At 65.7% G+C, this 18,826-nt stretch carries 14 protein-coding genes; 8 read left to right on the top strand and 6 right to left on the bottom strand.

Annotated elements, in window-relative coordinates; all coding sequences use genetic code 11:
- Positions 1-115: 115 nt before the first annotated feature.
- The 4 genes from IFT87_RS17095 to IFT87_RS17080 form a co-directional block, all read right to left on the bottom strand.
- Positions 116-1,435, bottom strand: coding sequence for an MFS transporter (locus tag IFT87_RS17095; RefSeq protein WP_192191337.1), 1,320 nt, complete (start codon positions 1,433-1,435; stop codon positions 116-118).
- Positions 1,436-1,459: 24 nt separating this feature from the next.
- The gene (locus IFT87_RS17090) at positions 1,460-2,254 is read right to left on the bottom strand and encodes a 2-keto-4-pentenoate hydratase (RefSeq protein ID WP_243645702.1); all 795 of its coding nucleotides are present in this window, start codon (positions 2,252-2,254) and stop codon (positions 1,460-1,462) included.
- A 73-nt stretch (positions 2,255-2,327) separates the two neighbouring features.
- Positions 2,328-3,767 (bottom strand): mannitol dehydrogenase family protein, encoded by a 1,440-nt coding sequence (locus IFT87_RS17085; protein ID WP_192191336.1) that lies wholly within the window; start codon positions 3,765-3,767, stop codon positions 2,328-2,330.
- Positions 3,764-5,242, bottom strand: a complete 1,479-nt coding sequence (locus tag IFT87_RS17080; protein ID WP_192191335.1) for a UxaA family hydrolase — start codon at positions 5,240-5,242, stop codon at positions 3,764-3,766. The genes IFT87_RS17085 and IFT87_RS17080 overlap by 4 nt, the downstream gene beginning before the upstream one ends.
- A 94-nt stretch (positions 5,243-5,336) precedes the next feature.
- On the opposite strand from IFT87_RS17080, the gene IFT87_RS17075 reads away from it, so the two are divergent.
- From IFT87_RS17075 to IFT87_RS17050, 6 genes are all read left to right on the top strand, one after another.
- Positions 5,337-6,374, top strand: coding sequence for a LacI family DNA-binding transcriptional regulator (locus IFT87_RS17075; RefSeq protein WP_192191334.1), 1,038 nt, complete (start codon positions 5,337-5,339; stop codon positions 6,372-6,374).
- Between the two features lie 88 nt (positions 6,375-6,462).
- A complete protein-coding gene (uxaC, locus tag IFT87_RS17070; protein WP_192191333.1) occupies positions 6,463-7,905 on the top strand; it encodes a glucuronate isomerase in 1,443 nt (480 codons plus the stop codon).
- A gap of 12 nt (positions 7,906-7,917) precedes the next feature.
- On the top strand, positions 7,918-8,760 hold the full coding sequence (gene kduI / locus IFT87_RS17065; RefSeq protein ID WP_133032375.1) for a 5-dehydro-4-deoxy-D-glucuronate isomerase: 843 nt from the start codon (positions 7,918-7,920) through the stop codon (positions 8,758-8,760).
- Positions 8,761-8,876: 116 nt separating this feature from the next.
- Positions 8,877-9,632 carry a 2-dehydro-3-deoxy-D-gluconate 5-dehydrogenase KduD gene (kduD, locus tag IFT87_RS17060; RefSeq protein WP_192191332.1) on the top strand — a complete coding sequence of 252 codons (756 nt, stop codon included), beginning with the start codon at positions 8,877-8,879 and terminating at the stop codon, positions 9,630-9,632.
- A 142-nt stretch (positions 9,633-9,774) separates the two neighbouring features.
- Positions 9,775-10,782, top strand: coding sequence for a sugar kinase (locus tag IFT87_RS17055; RefSeq protein WP_192191331.1), 1,008 nt, complete (start codon positions 9,775-9,777; stop codon positions 10,780-10,782).
- Positions 10,769-12,328: a carboxylesterase/lipase family protein gene (locus tag IFT87_RS17050; protein ID WP_192191330.1), complete on the top strand. Its 1,560-nt coding sequence runs from the start codon at positions 10,769-10,771 to the stop codon at positions 12,326-12,328. The genes IFT87_RS17055 and IFT87_RS17050 overlap by 14 nt, the downstream gene beginning before the upstream one ends.
- On the opposite strand, the gene IFT87_RS17045 is transcribed toward IFT87_RS17050, so the two are convergent.
- Positions 12,325-12,711, bottom strand: coding sequence for a cupin domain-containing protein (locus IFT87_RS17045; RefSeq protein WP_197975336.1), 387 nt, complete (start codon positions 12,709-12,711; stop codon positions 12,325-12,327). The genes IFT87_RS17050 and IFT87_RS17045 overlap by 4 nt on opposite strands.
- A gap of 303 nt (positions 12,712-13,014) precedes the next feature.
- On the opposite strand from IFT87_RS17045, the gene IFT87_RS17040 reads away from it, so the two are divergent.
- Both IFT87_RS17040 and IFT87_RS17035 read left to right on the top strand, forming a co-directional pair.
- Positions 13,015-16,017 (top strand): TonB-dependent receptor, encoded by a 3,003-nt coding sequence (locus tag IFT87_RS17040; RefSeq protein ID WP_249403410.1) that lies wholly within the window; start codon positions 13,015-13,017, stop codon positions 16,015-16,017.
- 78 nt (positions 16,018-16,095) lie between these two features.
- Entirely contained in the window at positions 16,096-17,088 is a 993-nt protein-coding gene (locus IFT87_RS17035; protein ID WP_192191329.1) for an alpha/beta hydrolase, read from the top strand.
- A 15-nt stretch (positions 17,089-17,103) separates the two neighbouring features.
- Here the strand turns inward: IFT87_RS17035 and IFT87_RS17030 are convergent, their stop codons facing one another.
- Positions 17,104-18,717 carry a family 43 glycosylhydrolase gene (locus IFT87_RS17030; RefSeq protein WP_192191328.1) on the bottom strand — a complete coding sequence of 538 codons (1,614 nt, stop codon included), beginning with the start codon at positions 18,715-18,717 and terminating at the stop codon, positions 17,104-17,106.
- Positions 18,718-18,826: the final 109 nt, after the last annotated feature.

The raw sequence follows: 18,826 nt of genomic DNA, 5'->3' as shown, positions 1-18,826 counted from the left end.
GCCAATCAGCGTTGAGCGATTTGGCCAAATGTTCGTCGTCAGAAGCTTGTTCTCCCGCGAAGGCGGGAGCCCAGACTGGACTCCCGTTTTCGCGGGAGAACAAGGAAGGGCAGACCTAGCCCGCGTCCACTCTCGCCAGCCTCGGCGAGAGCAGGTGCACGACGGTGATCGCGATCAGGTACGTGCTCCCGGCGACCGCGAAGATTAGCGTGTAGCTCCCCGTGGTCTGCAGGACGTAGCCGGTGAACTTGGCCATCATCATGCCGCCGATCGCACCGACCGTGCCGCCAATGCCGACCACCGACCCGACTGCGCCGCGCGGAAACATGTCCGACGGGATCGTGTACAGGTTCGCCGAGAACGCTTGGTGCGCCGCCGTCGCCAGCCCGACGATCCCGACCGCGAGCCAGAGGTTGTCGACATATTGCGCGAAGAAAATCGGCATCACCAAGAACGCGCAGGCCAGCATCGTGATCTTCCGCGCGAAATTGGCGGAGTAACCGCGCTTCATCAGCTTGGACGACGACCAGCCGCCCGCGACGCTGCCGACGTCCGAGAGCAGGTAGATCACGACCAGCGGTGGACCGAAGCTCTTGAGATCGAGATGATAGGTCTTGGCGAGGAAATCGGGCGTCCAGAACAGGAACAGCCACCAGATCGGATCGATCAGGAATTTGCCCAGCGCATACGCCCAGGTCTCGCGGTAGCCGAGCAGCTTGAGCCAGCCGATCTTCTTCGCGGGGTCTGCGGGATCGCTTTCGATATGCGCGAGTTCGGCGGGCGACAGCTTGACCACCTCGCGCGGCCGGCGATAGATCGCGATCCAGGCAACCAGCCAGATCAGGCTGATCGCGCCGGTGATGATGAACGCCATCCGCCAGCCGAATGCGATCGTGATGATCGGCACGATCAGCGGGGTGATCACCGCGCCGATGTTCGCGCCCGCATTGAATACGCCGGTCGCGAACGCGCGCTCCTTGGCAGGAAACCACTCCGAGACCGCCTTGATGCCCGCGGGGAAGTTGCCCGCCTCGCCTAGGCCGAGCACGACGCGCGCCGCGGAGAACTGGAACGCATTGCCGGCGAACCCGCACAGCGTGTGGCCGAGCGTCCAGATCACGAACGCGACCGAATAACCGATCCGCGCGCCGAGCACGTCGACGATCCGGCCGAAGCTCAGATAACCGATCGCATAGGCCGCCTGGAACCAGAAGATGACATCGGCATAGGTCGTCTCGTTCCAGCCGAGTTCGGCGGAGATGGTCGGCTTCAGGACACCGATCATCTGCCGGTCGACATAGTTGATTGCGGTCGCGGCAAACAACAGGCTGCAGATCAGCCAGCGATACCGGCCGATATTGCCGCCAATTCCAGCCTCGCCCACCCCGTTCGCGCCGGGAGCGCCCGCGACCTCCGGCATGTTCATGCTCGCCATTGGCTTCTCTCCTAAAGACAGCCTCTAGCGGGCCTTGATGGTGCAGTGGACGGCTAACCGTCCGTCGAAGCGCGCCTCGACCCGGTCGCCGATCGCCACCGGATGGACGCCGGTGACCGCGCCGGTCGAAACCCATTGTCCCGGCGACAGCGCGATCCCGCGTGCGGCTAGGTGTTCGAGCAGATAGCGCACCGCGCCGAACGGGCCGTCGAGCATGGTCGCACTCGTGGCCGCACCGATCAAGGCGCCGTTGATCCACAGCTCGACCGGCCAGTCGTTGATGTCGCCATCGCGCCAGCCCTTGGCATCGGCGCCGACGACGAGGCCGTTGTTATTGCCGAAATCGGAGACGGTGACGGTCGGTCCGAGCGCGTTGATGCCGGGGAAGGGCGAACTCGCGATCTCGATCCCGACATGCACCGCGTCGATCATCGCGCGGGCTTCGTCGATCGTATAGGTCGACTTGGCAGGGTGGGGCGCGGTGCCGATCCTGAGCAGAAATTCGGCCTCTGCCGCGGCAAACCCTTGCGCGAACACTGGCATAGCGACCGGATCGGCGCTGGCCATGACGATTTGATCGGCGAAGATGGGGCCGGTCAGGCGGTCGATACCGTCGAGCGGCGGGTTGATCCGGCCGACCTTCCAGCCCGCCACGACGCCGTCCGCGAGCAGCAGCGCCGCGTCCTGCACGGCATAGCCCTCGTCGAGCGTGACCGGCACGTCGCCGGGAAATTCGGGAACGACGCCACCGTCGCGGCGCGCGTCCACGAAGGTCTGGGCGATCCGTGTCGTGTTGGTCGTGTTCGGCTGTGCCGCCAAGAACCCCTCCTGTGATGTCGTTCTATTTTTTCGAAGCGTATGGGAAACCGGTGTCATTGACAAGCCGACTTGCTCAGCCCGCGAACAATGAGCCCCAGTTTTCGTCGTGAGCATCGGTCGCGGCACGGCCGAGCGCTGCCATTAGTGCAGCGTCCTCAAGCACTTCGCGAGAAATGCCGAGGCCTTCGTCTGTCAAGCGCGCGACGATATCCGCCGGGCTGCCCGCGGATGCGAGTATGGCCAGCCTGTTGCCGGCGGGGTCGACGATCGGCTGTCCACCGCGCGATCGGCGGATCAGGAACGCGGTCCAGGCGCCGAACGCCGCGACGACGTGCGTCGGCATGCGTCCCGCGCGGCGATTGGCGATCAGCGTATCGCCGAGGCGATAGGGGAGCTTCTGCGAACCGTCCTGCGCGATCTGGTCGAGCCGGTGGACGATCACCGGGTTGCGGAAGCGTCGCAGTACGGCTGCGCGATAGTCCTGGATGTCGAGGCCGTGGACGGGGGGCAGCATCGGGATGATGTCGCGGACGATCATCGCGTCTACGAACGCGGCCAGTTCCGGGTCGCGCATCGCGTCGGCGACGCTGGTCGATCCGCGCAACAGGCCGGCATAGGCAAGCGTGGAATGCGCGCCGTTGAGGATCCGCAGCTTGGCCTTTTCGTAGCCGCCGACGTCGGTGGTGATGGTCGCGCCGACGCTGGCGAGGTCGGGGCCGAGCGGCCGCCCGATGTCCTCGATGACCCATTGCGTGAACGATTCCCGCTGGACCGCAGCGCGATCCTCGATCCCGAGTGCTGCGGCGACATCGGCGTAGAGCGCGGCGTCGCTTGCCGGGGTGATCGAATCGACCATCGTCGAGGGCACCCGGACCTCGCCCGCGATCCAGTCCGCCAGTGATGCATCGGTCCGTCCCGCAAAGGCGACCAGTGCGGCATGCAACTTGGCGCCGTTGCTCGCGAGATTGTCGCACGGCATCGGTACGAAGGGCGCAATGCCGGCGGCCCGGCGCGCGGCGAGGCCGGCGACGATCCAGCCGACGACGCTTCGCGGAACCGTCGTTCCGGCGAGGTCGTGGACGATATCGGGATGGCTCAGGTCGAGCGTGCCATCGCCTGCGAGGCAATAGCCCTTCTCGGTCACGGTCGTCGTCACCAGCGCAACTGACGGGTCGGCAAGCAGCGCGTGGGTCTCTGCCGCGTCCTCAGGCCCCAGGAAGCGGCGGTGCGCGCCGATCACGCGCAGCGATGGTTCGGCGTCGCGGATCGCAAGCGTATAAAGCCCGTCCTGCTCTGCCAGCGCGTCGATCGTGCCGCGCGTCCGCATCGATACCGCGGCGATCCCCCAGCGAGCATCGTGCGAAAGGACGTCGTCGACATAGGCCGCCTGGTGCGCGCGGTGAAATGCGCCGGGGCCGAAATGGACGATGCCGACGCCGCCGGCTGGGCGCCCTTTCGGGCTTTGTACGGAGCCGGGCAGGGTGGAGAGGCTGGCGAAAGACAGTCGGTTCACAGCGTTACGCCTCGTTTCCAGATCGCGATCTCGCGTTCGCCGTTGCGTTCGGCAGCGGTCTCGGCACCAGACGCGATCTGCATAATCCGCGTAAACAACGCCTCTTCCGTGGCCGGAAAACCGTCTTCAAGTACCGCGCCCGCATCGAAGTCGATCCAGCCGGGCTTGCGCGTGGCGAGATCGGTGTTCGACGCGATCTTGATCGTCGGCACAGGGAAGCCGAGTGGCGTGCCGCGTCCGGTGGTGAACAGGATTGCGGTCGCGCCCGCCGCCGCCAGCGCGGTCGACGAGACCGCGTCGTTGCCCGGCGCCTCCAGCAACGTGAGGCCGTCAATCCGAACCCGCGCGCCATAATCGATCACGTCGGCTACCGCGGCACGACCCGCCTTCTGGACGGCGCCGAGCGACTTTTCCTCGAGCGTGGTGATGCCGCCGACGACGTTGCCGGGCGAGGGGTTCTCCGACACCGTCTCGCCGTGATCGAGGAAGTAGCGTTTGAAATCGTTCACGACTGCGACGATGCGGTCGAACACGGGCTCGCTCGCTGCGCGGTTCATCAGCATCTGCTCGGCGCCGAAGATCTCGGGGATTTCGGTCACGAGGACGCGGCCGCCCGCCGCGGTGACGCGGTCGCTCATCCGGCCGACCAATGGGTTGGCGGTGAGGCCCGACAGGCCATCCGACCCCCCGCATTTGACGCCGAGGACGAGCTTGTCGACACCGACCGTCTGGCGCGATGCCTTTGCCAGCGCGGCGAGTTCGGCGACCAGCGCGCAGCCTTCCGCGATCTCGTCGCCGCTGACCTGCGTCGTCAAGGTGCGGATCATGCCGTGGCGCGACTCCGGGATCGTAGCGAGCAACGCCTCGATCTGGTTCTCCTCGCAGCCCAGCCCGACGATCAGTACGCCGCCGGCATTGGGATGGCAGGCGAGGCTCGCCATGATCGTGCGCGTGCCCTCCAGGTCCTGGCCGAGCTGAGAGCAACCATGTGGGTGCGTGAAGGCGTGGACGCCGTCGACGCTATCGATGACCAGCGCCGCGGCCTTGGTGGCGATCCGTTCGGCGGTGCGCGCGACGCAGCCGACGGTCGACAGGATCCAGATCTCGTTGCGCGTGCCGACGCTGCCATCGGCGCGGACATAGCCTTCGAACGTCGCGGCCGATGCGCCGGGGGCAGACGCGGTATCGACCGGGTCGAACCGATAGGCGAGCGTGCCTTCGAGGCCGGTCTTGAGATTGTGCGAATGGACGTGCGTGCCGGGGGCGATCGGCTGCGTCGCGGTGCCGATCGGGAAGCCGTATTTAACCACAGGTTCGCCCGCCGCGATGGGTGCCAGCGCGACCTTGTGACCGCGCCTGATATCGGCGTTCAGGACCAAAGCGTCTTCGTCGATCGTCACGACTTCGCCCGCCAGCGCATCGTGCAGCAGCGTCGCCACGCAGTCACGCGGATCGACCCTCAGAGCCTTGGCCATCGCATCCTCTTATATCGGTAACCGGTGTCAGCATTATGCGGCGGCGATGGCTTTTCCGCAAGACGACTTGGTCTGGTCCGGCTATGTCGTTGTTATGCAGAAGACCGGTCAGCCGACGATCAACGACGTTGCCCGGATCGCCGGGGTCTCCAAGAAGACGGTGAGCCGGGTGATCAATCGGTCGCCGTTGCTCAACGACGACACCCGAAAGCGGGTCGAGGACGTGATCGGCGAGCTCGGCTATATCCCCAACCCGCAGGCGCGGGCGCTGGCGCTTCGCCGCAATTTCCTGATTGGGCTGGTCCACGACAACCCCAATGCGCAGACCGTGCTGAACGTGCAGCAGGGCATGTTGGAGGCGTTGCAGGGGACCGAGTTCGAGATGGTGGTGCGCCCGCTCGATCGCGGCTCCGCGACGATGCTCGACGATCTTCGGCACTTTCTGGAGCGGCAGCGACTATTCGGCGTGCTGCTGATGCCGCCGGTCAGCGAGAATGATTCGGTCGCCAAGCTCTGCGATTCGATCGGGTGTCGGTACGTCCGCATGGGTTCGGCGGTGATCGACGATACCGAGCATATGGTCGCATCGAACGACCGCGAGGCGGTGCGGACCGCGACCGAGTATTTGATCGAGCAGGGGCATCGCCGGATCGGACTGGTCGCAGGACCGCACGGGTTCCGCTCGGCGCGCGAGCGGCGTCTGGGGTTCGAGGACGCCTTGGCCGCAGCGGGGATTGCCTTGCCGCGGAGCATGATCGCGGATGGCAATTACACGTTCGAGTCTGGGCTGGTCGCGGCGGAGCGGTTGCTCGACGTGATGCCGCGACCAACCGCGATCTTCTCGTCCAACGACGAGATGGCGGCGGGGATCATTCATGCCGCGCGGCAACGCGGGCTCGACATCCCGCGCGACCTGTCGATCATCGGGTTCGATGACACGCCGATCGCCGCGCATGTCTGGCCGCCGCTGACCACGGTGCGATGGCCGATCGCATCGATGGCGCGCTCGGCCGCGTTGAAGTTGATCGCAGGCGTCGATGACGTCAGCGATCTGGTCGAGGAGCCGTCGTTGTTCCTCTCGACGCTGATCCGGCGCGCGTCGGTTTCGCCGCCGGTCGACATCGAGACGTAGTATCGGGCCGAATTCGTGGTTGCGCGACCCTGTGACACCGGTTACCAGATTGTCAGAGGATCGCGCGAAGCGGCAAGGAGGATGGACGATGGCAAGGGCTCTGGAACTGCATCCGGACCGCCTTTTCCCGGCGGAACCGGCGACGCGCGCGATTGCGCGGGCGTTGTACGCCGAGGTGGCGACGCTGCCGATCGTCAGCCCGCACGGGCATACCGATCCGACCTGGTTCGCAGAGAACGCCAACTGGACTGACGCGACTTCGCTGCTTCTCGCGCCAGACCATTATCTCTATCGGATGCTCTATAGTCAGGGCGTGGACCTGGACGCGCTGGCGATCCCGCGGCTGAGCGGCATGCCCGCGACCGATCCGCGGACGGCGTGGAAGCTGTTCGCCGAGCATTACACGCTGTTCCGCGGCACGCCGTCGCGGCTGTGGCTCGATCATGTATTTAGCGACGTGTTCGGGATCGACGTCGCGCTGGAGGCATCGACCGCGGACCGGTATTTCGACCTCATCGGCCAGATGCTTGCCTCCGACGCGTTCCGTCCGCGCGCATTGTTCGACCGGTTCGGGATCGAGTTTCTCGCGACCACCGAGGGCGCGCATGACGATCTCGCCGCGCATCGCCGGATCCGCCAGTCGGGCTGGAACGGGCGCGTCGTGACGACCTATCGCCCGGACGGCGTGATCGACGTCGAGCACGAGGCGTTCAAGCCGGCGATGATGCGCTTCGCCGAACTGACCGGTGAGGACGTGTACGACTGGAAGGGCTATCTTGCGGCGCACCGCAAGCGTCGTGCGGACTTTCGTGCGGCAGGCGCGACCGCGACCGATCACGGACATCCGACCGCTGCGACTGCGAACCTGTCGCGCGTCGAGGCCGAGGCACTGTTCGCCAAGGTGACGCGCGGCGACTGGACGCCGGCCGACGCCGAACTGTTTCGGGCGCAGATGCTGACCGAGATGGCGGCGATGTCGGTCGACGACGGGATGGTGATGCAGATTCACCCCGGCTCGTCGCGCAACCACAATGCCGGGCTGTTCGCGAGCCATGGCCGCGACAAGGGCGCCGATATCCCGACGGGGGCCGATTACGTGCATGCGCTGAAACCGCTGCTTGATCGGTTCGGGACGAGCACCCGGCTGTCGATCATCCTATTCACGCTCGACGAAAGCACGTACGCGCGCGAACTGGCACCGCTCGCTGGCCACTACCCCTGCCTGAAGCTCGGGCCGTCCTGGTGGTTTCACGACAGTCCCGAGGGCATGCGCCGGTTCCGCGAGATGACGACCGAGACCGCCGGGTTCTACAACACCGTCGGCTTCAACGACGACACGCGGGCGTTCCTCTCCATTCCCGCGCGGCACGATGTCGCGCGGCGGATCGACTGTGGATTCCTCGCGCGGCTGGTGGCGGAACACCGGCTTGCCGACTGGGAAGCGGCCGACCTTGCCCACGAACTTACCAGCGGCCTCGTCCGCCGCGCTTACCGTATCGACGAACCCCATTGTGCTGCGCAAGCGGCCTGACCGGAGCCTATCATGTACGACCGCACCTACTATGCCACGCACCCCGACATGATGGAATGCGTTTCCAACGACGAACTGCGCGACCGTTACCTGATCCAGGACCTGTTCCGCGACGGCGAATGCGTGCTCAACTACACGCATGCTGAGCGCTTTGTGATCGGCGGCGTCGCGGTCTCCAGCGGTAGCGTCAAGCTGCCCAATCAGGCCGAGCCGGCGTCGGCAGCGGGGCACCCGTTCCTCGAACGCCGCGAGCTTGCAGTCGTCAACGTCGGCAAGGTCGGCGGCACCGTCACCGTCGACGGCGAGACGTTCACGCTCGGCAACAAGGATTGCCTGTACGTGACGATGGGCGCGAAGGATGTGCAGTTCTCGGGCGACGGTGCGCGCTTCTATCTGGCGTCGTGCCCTGCGCACAAGGCGTTCACGACGCGGGTAATCTCGGTCGGTGATGCGACCACGCTGGAGCGCGGTTCGCTCGAAGAGTCGAACGAACGGACGATCTACCAGATGGTCATCCCGGGCATCTGCGACAGCGCGCAACTGGTGATGGGCCTCACCGTTCTGAAGCCCGGGTCGGTGTGGAACACGATGCCGCCGCACATCCACGAGCGTCGCAGCGAGATCTATTTCTACTTCGAGCTCGACGACCTCGAGAAGGATCGCGTGTTCCATTACATGGGCGAGGGCGAGGCGACCCGCCACATCGTCATGGCGAACGAGGAAGCGGTGATCAGCCCGCCGTGGTCGATCCACATGGGCTCGGGCACCAAGGCGTACGCGTTCATCTGGGCGATGGCCGGCGAGAACCAGGATTATACCGACATGAACGTGCTGGATATCTGCCAGCTGGCGTAAATCTTCTCCCCTCCCGTTCACGGGAGGGGTCGGGGGAGGGCGTGGTCACGAGCGTTGGTCCGCATTTCCCCTCCCCTAACCCCTCCCGCAAGCGGGAGGGGAATGAGAGAGAAAGCATGACAAATCCCTTCGACCTCACCGGCAAGGTCGCCATCGTGACCGGCGCTAACACAGGTATCGGCCAAGCGATCGCGGTTGCGCTTGCTGCGGCCGGGACTGACGTCGCGTGCGTCGGCCGGACACCTGCCGAGGATACCGTCGCGCAGATCCGCGCGCTTGGGCGGAAAGCGGAGATCGTCTCCGCGGACCTGTCGACGATCGAACCGGTTCAGCGCGTCGTCGACGAGACCGTGGCGAAGCTCGGCGGGCTCGATATCTTGATTAACAACGCCGGCATCATTCGTCGCGCCGATGCGGTCGACTTCACCGAGGCGGACTGGGATGCGGTGATCGATACCAATTTGAAGTCGGTGTTCTTCCTGTGCCAGGCGGCCGGGAGACACATGATCACAAATGGTGGCGGCAAGATCGTCAACATCGCCTCGATGCTGACGTTCCAGGGCGGCATCCGCGTGCCGAGCTATACCGCGTCCAAGTCGGGGATCGGCGGGCTGACCAAGCTGCTGGCGAACGAGTGGGCGAGCAAGGGCATCAACGTCAACGCGATCGCACCGGGCTATATCGCGACCAACAACACCGCGGCGTTGCAGGCCGACGAAGTGCGCAACAAGTCGATCATGGACCGCATCCCGGCTGGCGCATGGGGCGATCCGAGCGATCTTGGCGGCGCGGCGGTGTTCCTGTCGTCGGCAGCGGCGAAGTATGTCCAGGGCCATATCCTGGCGGTCGATGGCGGCTGGCTGGCGCGGTAAATCCTCCCCGGCACGGGAGGTGAGAGCTACAGGCTGACGGTGGGGGGCTTCCACGGGCGTAGCGGTCGTGGAGGCCCCCCTCCATCCCCGCCTTCGGCGGCGGTCCCCCTCCCCGCGCCGGGGAGGAACTAGAGAGGGCGATATGAGCAAATTCCTGGCGTTCGGTGAGATCATGCTGCGGCTTTCGCCACCGGGGCGCGAACTGCTGTTGCAGACGCCCAAGCTCGACGTATGGGTCGCCGGCGCGGAGGCGAACGTCGTTACGCAGCTTGCGCGTCTGGGCCACGACGTCGGCATGGCGACGAGGGTGCCCGACAACGATCTCGGCCGCGCAGCGATTACGACGCTGCGCGGGCACGGCGTCGACACATCGACCATCGTGTTCGGCGGCGAGCGGATGGGGCTGTATTTCGTCACCTCGGGCGCCGGCCTGCGCGCGACCGAAGTAGTCTACGATCGCGCCTGGTCCTCGTTTGCCGAGGCGCCAGTGAGCGCGTGGAACTGGGATACGCTGCTGGCGGGCGTCGACCGCCTCCATCTGTCCGGCATCACCCCGGCGCTCGGGCCGGTCCCGGCGGAAGCCGCACTTGCCGCTGCCAAGGCGGCCACCGGTCGCGGGATTCCCGTCTCGTTCGACGGCAATTGGCGCGGCAAATTGTGGGAGCGCTGGGATTCGAACCCGCGTGCGATCCTGACGGACCTCGTCGCGCATGCCGACCTGATGTTCGGCAACCACCGCGACATCGCCCTCCTGCTGGGCCGCGATTTTTCCGGCGATGCGGAAGACCGGCGGCGCGAGGCAGCGGAAGCGGCGTTCGCGGCGTTCCCCCGGTTGCAGACGATCGCCTCGACCGCGCGGCACGTTGAGCATGTCGATCTCCACCGGTTGTCCGCACGGATCGACACGCGCGCGAAGCATGTCCAGACCGAGGAGGTCGTGCTTGCCGGGATCGTGGACCGGATCGGCGGCGGCGATGCGTTTGCGGCGGGCGTGTTGCACGGGTTGCGCTCGGGCGAGGATATCGCAGACGTTGCGCGGATCGGTTTAGCGCTCGCCGCGCTCAAGCATTCGCTGCCGGGTGATGCGAGCCTGTTCCGCCAAGCCGATATCGATGCGTATCTGTCGGGCGGGCTCGATGTCCGCCGCTGACGGCTGGACGCGCCGCGGCACCCTGAGCGGGGCCGCTGCGCTGATCCTGGCGTCCGGCGCTGGCGCGGCGACGTCGCTCACGGTTCGTGCTCCAGCTGGCAATTTCGTCGGATCCTTGGACCGGAAAATTCTCGCGTTCAAGGGGATACGCTACGGTCGCTCCGAACGGTTTCGGGCGCCGGTAGCCGTGGCGATGCCCGGACAGACCCGACCGGCACGCGATTTCGGGCCGGTCTGTCCGCAGTCGGGCCCTTACGCTCCGCAATCCGAAGACTGCCTGTTCCTGAACGTCTGGACCGCAGACGCCGACCACCGCGCGAAGAAGCCGGTGATGGTCTATATCCACGGTGGCGCGTATTCGAACGGCAGCGTCACCGATCCGCAGAACGATGGGCAGGCGCTGGCGGCGCGCGGCGATGTCGTGGTCGTGACGGTGAACCACCGGCTCAACGCGCTCGGCTATCTGTATCTGGCGCGGCTCGACCCACGCTTTCCTGACAGTGGCAATGCAGGGCAGCTCGACCTGATCCTCGCGCTGAAATGGGTGCGCGACAATATCGCGGCGTTCGGCGGCGATCCGGCCCGCATAATGGTGTTAGGTCAGTCCGGCGGCGGCGCGAAGATCGCGACGATGATGGGGATGCCCGCCGCTACGGGGCTGTTCCACCGGGCGGCGACTATGAGCGGGCAGCAGGTGACCGCATCGGGGCCCCTCAACGCGACGGCGCGTGCCAGGGCATATCTGACGAAGCTGGGGGTGGCCGAAAGCGACCTGTCGCCGTTGCTGACGATGCCGGTCGAAAAGCTGGTCGAGGCGCTGTCGGCGACCGATCCGATCATGGGTGGCGGGGTGTATTTCGGGCCGGTGCTCGACATGAAGTGGCTCACGCGGCACCCGTTTTGGCCGGACGCAAACCCGCTCGGCAACCGCATCCCGATGTTGCTCGGCAACACGCATGACGAGACGCGGGCGTTCATCGGGCTTGATTCGCCGAAGGTGAGGGGGCTCGACTGGAGCAACGTCGCCGCGCGGATGGCGCCCGAGCTGAAGATCGACATCCTGCCGGAATGGGTCGTGGCGCAGTACCGCGCGCGCTATCCGGACTGGTCGCCGACCGACGTCTTCTACGGCGCGACCACGGCAGGGCGGAGCTGGCGCGGGCAGGTGATCGAGGCCGAGGCGCGCGCCGATACGGGAACGCCGACCTGGGTCTATCAGGTCGATTTCGCGTCGCGGACGGACCCGCGGCGTGGTGCGTTCCATACCATGGATATTCCGCTGGTGTTCGGCACGCTGGGGGCGACCGGCTCGCAGACCGGCACCGCGGCGGATGCGCAGGCGGCGTCCAAGGCGATGCAGGACAGTTTCGTCGCGTTCGCGATTACCGGCGATCCCGGTCATGCCGGCGCACCGCACTGGCCGCGGTACGATCGGGCGACGCGAGCGACGATGATCTTCGACGCCCGGTCCAGGGTCGAGAACGATCCGCGTAGATGGGAACGCGAACTGTTCGCGCGCGTCCCGTATATCCAGCCCGGAACCTAGCGCGGGATCGGATAGGCGATGATCAGCACGAGCGGGTCGCTGCCGGTCTGGCGGATGCCGACCGTCTCGCCGTCGAACAGATAGGCCGCGATACCCGTCCGTACCGGTAGCGTCACACCGTCGGACGAGACTGCGCCGGTGCCCGAAATCACGTAATACACCTCGTCATGCGCGATGCGGTGCAGGCCGATCGCGCTGCCGGGGTGCAGGATACGCTTGCGGAACTCCATCGTCCGACCGGGTACGGCGTCGCTGATCCGATAGGCGGTGCTGGAGCCGATCGCGCCGTGTGGGGGCGGTTCGTTACGGATCGTGTCAACCTCGTCGACGATGACCATCGGTCGCGAGGCGCGCTGCTGTGCCGGTGCCGTCGTGGACAGCATGACGGCGAGCGCGGGGGCGATAATTCGCAACAATTTCATCGATGCATCTCCTGCTTGATACGATGTGTGACGCGGCATGTTGACACGCCAAAGATCCTTCGACATTGTTGTGACACCGGTTACCTAGGCAGACAAGGGACGGGTGGGAGGACCAGCAAGAGCTGGCTTTTCGGGAGAGGATCGGGCGCCACCGTGGTCAGTAACGGTTCGAACTCTCCAAGATAGTCAGGTCGGAAGCGCAACGGCGAGCCGCCGATAGCGCAACCGGTGTCATCGGTGATCGCCGAACGGGGAGTGGATGCAATGGAAGTTCAAGCAACGGTTGCGGTTCGACGGATGGGCTGGCTGGGCGGCGTGTCTGCGGGCAGTCTGGTTCTGGCGCTCGCGATGCCTTCGATCGCAGCGGCGCAGGCTGCACAGATCCCCAACAGCGTATCGCCGGGAACGCCGGCGCAGGTCGATCCGTCGCCCGCACAGACGGCCGTCGTGCCGCAGGGCCAGACCGTGGATCAGGCCGCGACCACCGCACCGCAGACCGCCCCGGAGACGGTGCAGGCGGAAGGCGAGACCGCCGAGATCATCGTCACCGGCTTCCGCAAGTCGCTCGACGCTGCGCTCAACGTCAAGCGCCAGTCGGTCGCCGCGGTCGACGCGATCGTCGCCGAGGACATCGCCAAGTTTCCCGATCAGAACCTTGCCGAATCACTCCAGCGTATCCCGGGTATTTCGATCCAGCGCGATGCCGGCGAAGGTCGCGCGATCACGGTGCGCGGTCTCGGCGCGCAGTTCACGCGCGTGCGCGTCAACGGTATGGAGACGGTCGCCACCTCGACCGACGGCGCCAGTTCGAACCGCGATCGCGCGTTCGATTTCAACGTCTTCGCATCCGAGCTGTTCAACTCGATCGTCGTCCACAAGACCGCGGAGGCTTCGCTCGACGAAGGCTCGCTGGGGGCGGTCGTCGATCTCAACACGGGCAACCCGCTTGGCGGCAAGACCGGCTTCACCGCGGTCGGGTCTGCCCAGGCCAGCTACAATGATCTGAGCAAGAATACCGGGCCGCGCCTTGCCGGACTGCTGTCGTGGAAATCGGCCGATGGCAGCTTCGGCGTCGCGGCGTCCGCCGCCTATTCGAAGACCAACAATTTTGAGCTCGGCAACAACACGGTGCGCTGGGCACAGGCCCCGTTCGATTCGGTCAACGGTACGCGCTGCTACACCACGCAGAACCGCGGCGGCGTCTATGTACCGAGCACCGCATGCACCGCGGCCGCGCTCGCCTTCCATCCGCGTATCCCGCGCTACGGCTCGGTCCGGCACGAGCGCGAGCGGCTGGGGATCACCGGCAGCGTGCAATGGTCGCCAAGCGATGCCACCAAGGTGTCGATCGACGGCCTCTATTCGCGCTTCAAGGAAACCCGCGAGGAGAAATGGGGCGAAGTCCTGCTGCGTTCCAACGAGCGGTCGATCGATCTCAGCAACTATACGATCGATTCGAACAACAACCTGATCAAGGCGACGCTCAACGACGCCTGGGTCCGTACCGAGCATTATCTGCGCAAGTCGCAGACCGAATTCTACCAGATCGGCGGCAGCTGGGATCAGGATGTCACGGACAAGCTGCGCTTCACGTTGATGGGCGGCATCTCGAAGTCCGATGCGACGATCCCGGTCGAGACGACCTTCGTGTTCGACGACCGCGACGCGCAGGGGTATAGCTACGACTATACCGACATGAAGAGCCCGAAGCTGACCTTCGGCACCAGCGTCACCGATCCCGCGAACTTCCAGTTGGCGGAAATTCGCGATCGGCCGTCGGAAACGGTCAACAAGTTCCGCACCGCGCAGTTGCGGACCGAGTGGGACGTCACGGAAGGCTTCCAGATCAAGGCGGGCGGGCTGTACCGCAAGTTCACCTTCGATACGCAGGGCTTCTCGCGCGATGCCGTCGTCTGCCCCAACGCCGGCGGTCGCGATGTCGTGCTGGGGACGCTGACCTGCTCGCCGAACACGCTGTTCGGACCGACCGCGGTGTACGGGTTCCCAGCCGGAAACCTTGGCGAGATCTTCAATCTCGGAAAGGCCGGCCAGCCTGCGGGGACGACGACTAGCTTCCTGATCCCGAACATCGATGCGTCGGCGGCGTATACCGGGCTCTACAACCGGCCCGCGACCGTGCTGGTCGGTGACACCCGCAGCGTCTCCGAGCAGGTGACCGGCGGCTACACGGAGTTCGACGTTAAGGGTGATATCCTCGGGCTGCGGTATGCTGCCAATGCCGGCATCCGTTACGTCCACACCAAGCAGCGCTCGACCGGGCTGTCCTCGGCGACCGTCGCTGGTGTAACCGTCAATACCCCCGCGACGGTCGAGCGCACCTATGACGATTGGTTGCCCGCGATCAACGTCGCGCTTTTCCCGGCCGAAGACGTCATCATCCGCGGTGCGATCGCCAAGGTGCTGACCCGGCCGAGCCTCGGCAGCCTGACGCCGGGCGGTTCGGTCGATGGCTTCAACTACCGCGTGACGTTCGGCAATCCGCAGCTCGATCCGTTCCGCGCGACCGCGTTCGATATCTCGGCGGAATGGTATTTCGCACCGCAGTCGATCTTCTCGGTCGCGCTGTTCAAGAAGAATGTTGAGAGCTTCCCGGTCTCGGCGACGCGCAGCGGGACGTTCGCGTCGACCGGCCTGCCGCTTTCGGTGATCCCGGCAAGCTCGCCTGCCGCGGGGGCTCCGGAGGGCCAGTTGTGGCAGATCACCTCGCCGATCAACGGCACGGGCGCGTCGTTGAAGGGGGCGGAAATCTCGCTCCAGACGACCTTCCGCTTCCTGCCCGGTTTCCTGCGCAACTTCGGCGCCTTGGCCAACGCGACCTTCGTCGACTCCAGCGCCGGTTATTCGCAAGGTGGTCCGGCGACGACGATCGTCACGCCTGCGGGCACGCTCGGCGCGCTGCCGAACACGACCCGCTCGGCGACGCTCTACGGCCTGTCGAAGCGCGCCTATAACGGCACGCTGTATTACGAGGATGCGAAATTCAGCGCGCGCGGATCGATCAGCTATCGCAGCCCGTATATCGACGGTGCGTCGGCGACCGGCAATCTGTTCGAGGGTTATGGCGCGACGACCAACGTCGATGCGTCGATGCGCTACAAGCTGACGCCGGCACTTGAGGTATCGCTCGAAGGGACCAACCTGACCGACAATTATCGCAGCCGCTACGTCGATCTCGACGCCAATCGGAACTACGAGAACAACCACTTCGGCCGCACCTTCCTCGTCGGCGCGCGCTTCAAGATGTAGGCGCACCGGGCATAGTTTCTCCTCTCCTCGGGCGCATTCCTCACGGAGTGCGCCCATTTTTTTGATGGGCCGAAGCGCATGATCGATCGTCGGAGTGCAATCCTGGGGACGCTGGCCGTCGGTCTGTCGACCGGCGTCGATGCGCAGACTCCACCGCCCGAGCAGGTCGGGGGGCGAGGGCCGAAGCAGCCGGACCCGACCGAAACGATCGACCTATGGCCAGCCGGAGCGCCGGGTGCGCCATCGAGACTGCCAGTCGAGATTGTCGAGGACCGGGCGACCGGTGCCGCGGCTACCGATCGCGCCGTCCACGGTATCGCCCGTCCGCGCATGGTCGTGTTCCGGCCCGCCAAGCCGAACGGATCGGCGGTGCTGGTGATGCCGGGCGGCGGTTATGTCCGGATCGTCGTCGACCGCGAGGGGTATGAGATCGCGCGCTGGCTGGCGGATCGTGGCTGGACGGTGTTCGTGCTGTTCTATCGGCTGCCCGGCGATGGCTGGGCGGCCGGGCCCGACGTTCCCTTGTCCGATGCGCAACGGGCGATGCGGCTAATCCGTGCACGCGCTGGCACATACGGAATCAAGCCCGACCGCGTTGCTGCGATGGGCTTCTCGGCGGGCGGCCATGTCTGTGGCGATTTGGCGACCCGGTTCGCGCAGAATACCTACCCGCCGGTCGATAGCACAGATCGAGGCAGCCCACGGCCCGACATCGCTGCGCTGATGTACGCCGTGCAATCGATGACCTTGCCGCTCGCGCATCCCGGGTCACGTACGCTGCTGCTCGGACCGTCGCCGACGCCCGCCCTGGAGTACGCGCATTCGACCGCTTCGAACGTCACGTCGGCGACGCCGCCCTGCTTCCTCGTCCACGCCGAAGACGATCGGAGCGTCGTCGTCGACAATACGCTGGCGTTTCGAGCGGCTGCGATCAAGGCCGGCGTGGCGGTGGAAACGCATCTGTTCGCGACCGGGGGACATGGTTTCGGCCTGAGCAAAGCGGTCGGCAAGCCGGCAGCTTTTTGGCCGACGCTGTTCGAGGAATGGGCGCGCGCGCAAGGCCTTGGGTAGCCAAGCGCGCCGCGGTCAGAGCGCCTGGTACCGGAAGTGGCGAAAACGGGCCTCGCCGCTGCCGGCCGAATACAGGCCGGGGCGCAGCATCAGGAACCCGCCGCGGACATTGTGATGATAGCCCGAAACCTCCATGCCGCGGTCGAAGCGGTGCCAGCTCTTGCCCGCATCGCCGCTGGTATGGATCGCAACGATGTGACGCGTGTTCGTGATCCGGATCCGCATGCGGCGTCCGTGCGGATTGGCGGGACGCCCACGCTCGTTGCCATATTGGTGCGTGACGAACCGGCGCTCGTCGAAGCCGAGCCCACAATACAGCTTGTCGTCGTAGAACAGCACGAGTCCTGCGGTACCGCCGGGGGCGATCTCGACATCGCATTCGAACCGGTAGGCCTGGTCGCCGGCGATCAGCATCAGCGGCGACGAATCCACCGGCGCGGTGCCGGTGGCTTTCAGGATCAACGCACCGCCTTCGGCCCGTGCCCGGTTGCGTTCGTCAGGCCCTGGTCGAAAGAAATTCCATTTGCTGCCGATTTGTAGCGTGCGAAAGTCGTCGGAGAGCGGTTGGCCGTGGGGTAGCGCGGCGCCGCCTTTCGGCTTCGCAAGCGGCTTCGACAGATCGCCACCGGTCATCGCGAACCAGCCATCCGCGGTCCAGCGGATCGGATCGAGCAGCGCCTGCCGACCGAGTGTCCAATAGCCGTTCTCGAAGCCGTGATAGATCGACCACCAGCTGCCGTCGGGCGCCTCGACAAGGCTGGCATGACCGCGCGACCACCATTTCTCGTCGGTGCTCACGGTTCGCACCACCGGGTTGGCGGGATCGTTCGTCCAGGGACCGTGGATCGAGCGCGAGCGGGCGACGATCACCATGTGCCCGGTCGGTGGCCCGGCGGTGCCGCCGACCGCGGTGATCATGTAGAACCAGCCGCCGTGGCGGACGATCTTCGGTCCTTCGGGACTGAAGCCCTCGACGTCCCAAGTGTCGGGATAGCGCCACGGATCGTAGACATGCTCGACCTTGCCGACCGTCGACAGGCCGTCGGCGGCGAGCCGGATCCGGTCGCCGCCCGACAGGAACAGCCAGCGCGATCCGTCTTCGCCGACCGCGTGGCAGGGATCGATATGGTCGGGCAGCCCGAGGTCGATCGGGTCGGACCACGGGCCGTCGATATGATCGGCCCAGATCACGTGGATCGCGTTCGGCTTGGCCTTGACCGGGATATACAGGAAGTAGCGGCCGTCGTGTTTCTCGAGGCTGACCGCCCAGACCGAGCCGATGTTCTTCGTCAATGCGGCCTTGCGCGGTTGCCAGTTCACCAGGTCGCGGCTGTGCCAGATCGTCAAGCCCGGATAGGAATCGAAGCTGGAGAAGGTCATGTAATAGTCCGCGCCGTCCTTCAGGATGGCGGGATCGGGATGGTCTCCGGCGATCAGCGGATTGAGAAAGCGACCGTCGCCAAGATCGGCCACCCGCTGGCCGTCGAAGCCACGCCGCCAGTCGTCCTCGAACCGCTGTACGCACGTATCGGGCTTGGGAGGCTCCGCGACCGCGGGGGTGGGCGGCACGAGTGCGACCGCACCGCCCGCCAATGCCAGTCCGAAGGTCTCGCGGCGGTTATAGGTCATGCGCATGTCCTGTCCTGATTTGGCGTCGTGACCGGAATGTCGAAACCTGTCGTACCAGCATGATGCTCCAGAGGTCGATGATTGCCGAGGTGCAGCGGAGATCGCTGAA

The sequence above is a fragment of the Sphingomonas sp. CFBP 8765 genome (genome assembly GCF_014841445.1).
In the GTDB taxonomy this organism is placed as follows: domain Bacteria; phylum Pseudomonadota; class Alphaproteobacteria; order Sphingomonadales; family Sphingomonadaceae; genus Sphingomonas; species Sphingomonas aerolata.
Note: the sequence above shows the minus strand (reverse complement) of the source record. Positions and strands in the feature narration are given on the sequence as shown.

Bases quoted from the DNA above. Each gene is read 5' to 3' on its own strand.
- kduD (WP_192191332.1), top strand. From the start codon at position 8,877: ATGACAAATCCCTTCGACCTCACCGGCAAGGTCGCCATCGTGACCGGC.
- IFT87_RS17095 (WP_192191337.1), bottom strand. From the start codon at position 1,435: ATGGCGAGCATGAACATGCCGGAGGTCGCGGGCGCTCCCGGCGCGAAC.
- IFT87_RS17080 (WP_192191335.1), bottom strand. From the start codon at position 5,242: ATGGCCAAGGCTCTGAGGGTCGATCCGCGTGACTGCGTGGCGACGCTG.
- IFT87_RS17075 (WP_192191334.1), top strand. From the start codon at position 5,337: ATGCAGAAGACCGGTCAGCCGACGATCAACGACGTTGCCCGGATCGCC.
- kduI (WP_133032375.1), top strand. From the start codon at position 7,918: ATGTACGACCGCACCTACTATGCCACGCACCCCGACATGATGGAATGC.
- uxaC (WP_192191333.1), top strand. From the start codon at position 6,463: ATGGCAAGGGCTCTGGAACTGCATCCGGACCGCCTTTTCCCGGCGGAA.
- IFT87_RS17040 (WP_249403410.1), top strand. From the start codon at position 13,015: ATGGAAGTTCAAGCAACGGTTGCGGTTCGACGGATGGGCTGGCTGGGC.
- IFT87_RS17055 (WP_192191331.1), top strand. From the start codon at position 9,775: ATGAGCAAATTCCTGGCGTTCGGTGAGATCATGCTGCGGCTTTCGCCA.
- IFT87_RS17030 (WP_192191328.1), bottom strand. From the start codon at position 18,717: ATGACCTATAACCGCCGCGAGACCTTCGGACTGGCATTGGCGGGCGGT.
- IFT87_RS17035 (WP_192191329.1), top strand. From the start codon at position 16,096: ATGATCGATCGTCGGAGTGCAATCCTGGGGACGCTGGCCGTCGGTCTG.
- IFT87_RS17050 (WP_192191330.1), top strand. From the start codon at position 10,769: ATGTCCGCCGCTGACGGCTGGACGCGCCGCGGCACCCTGAGCGGGGCC.
- IFT87_RS17045 (WP_197975336.1), bottom strand. From the start codon at position 12,711: ATGCTGTCCACGACGGCACCGGCACAGCAGCGCGCCTCGCGACCGATG.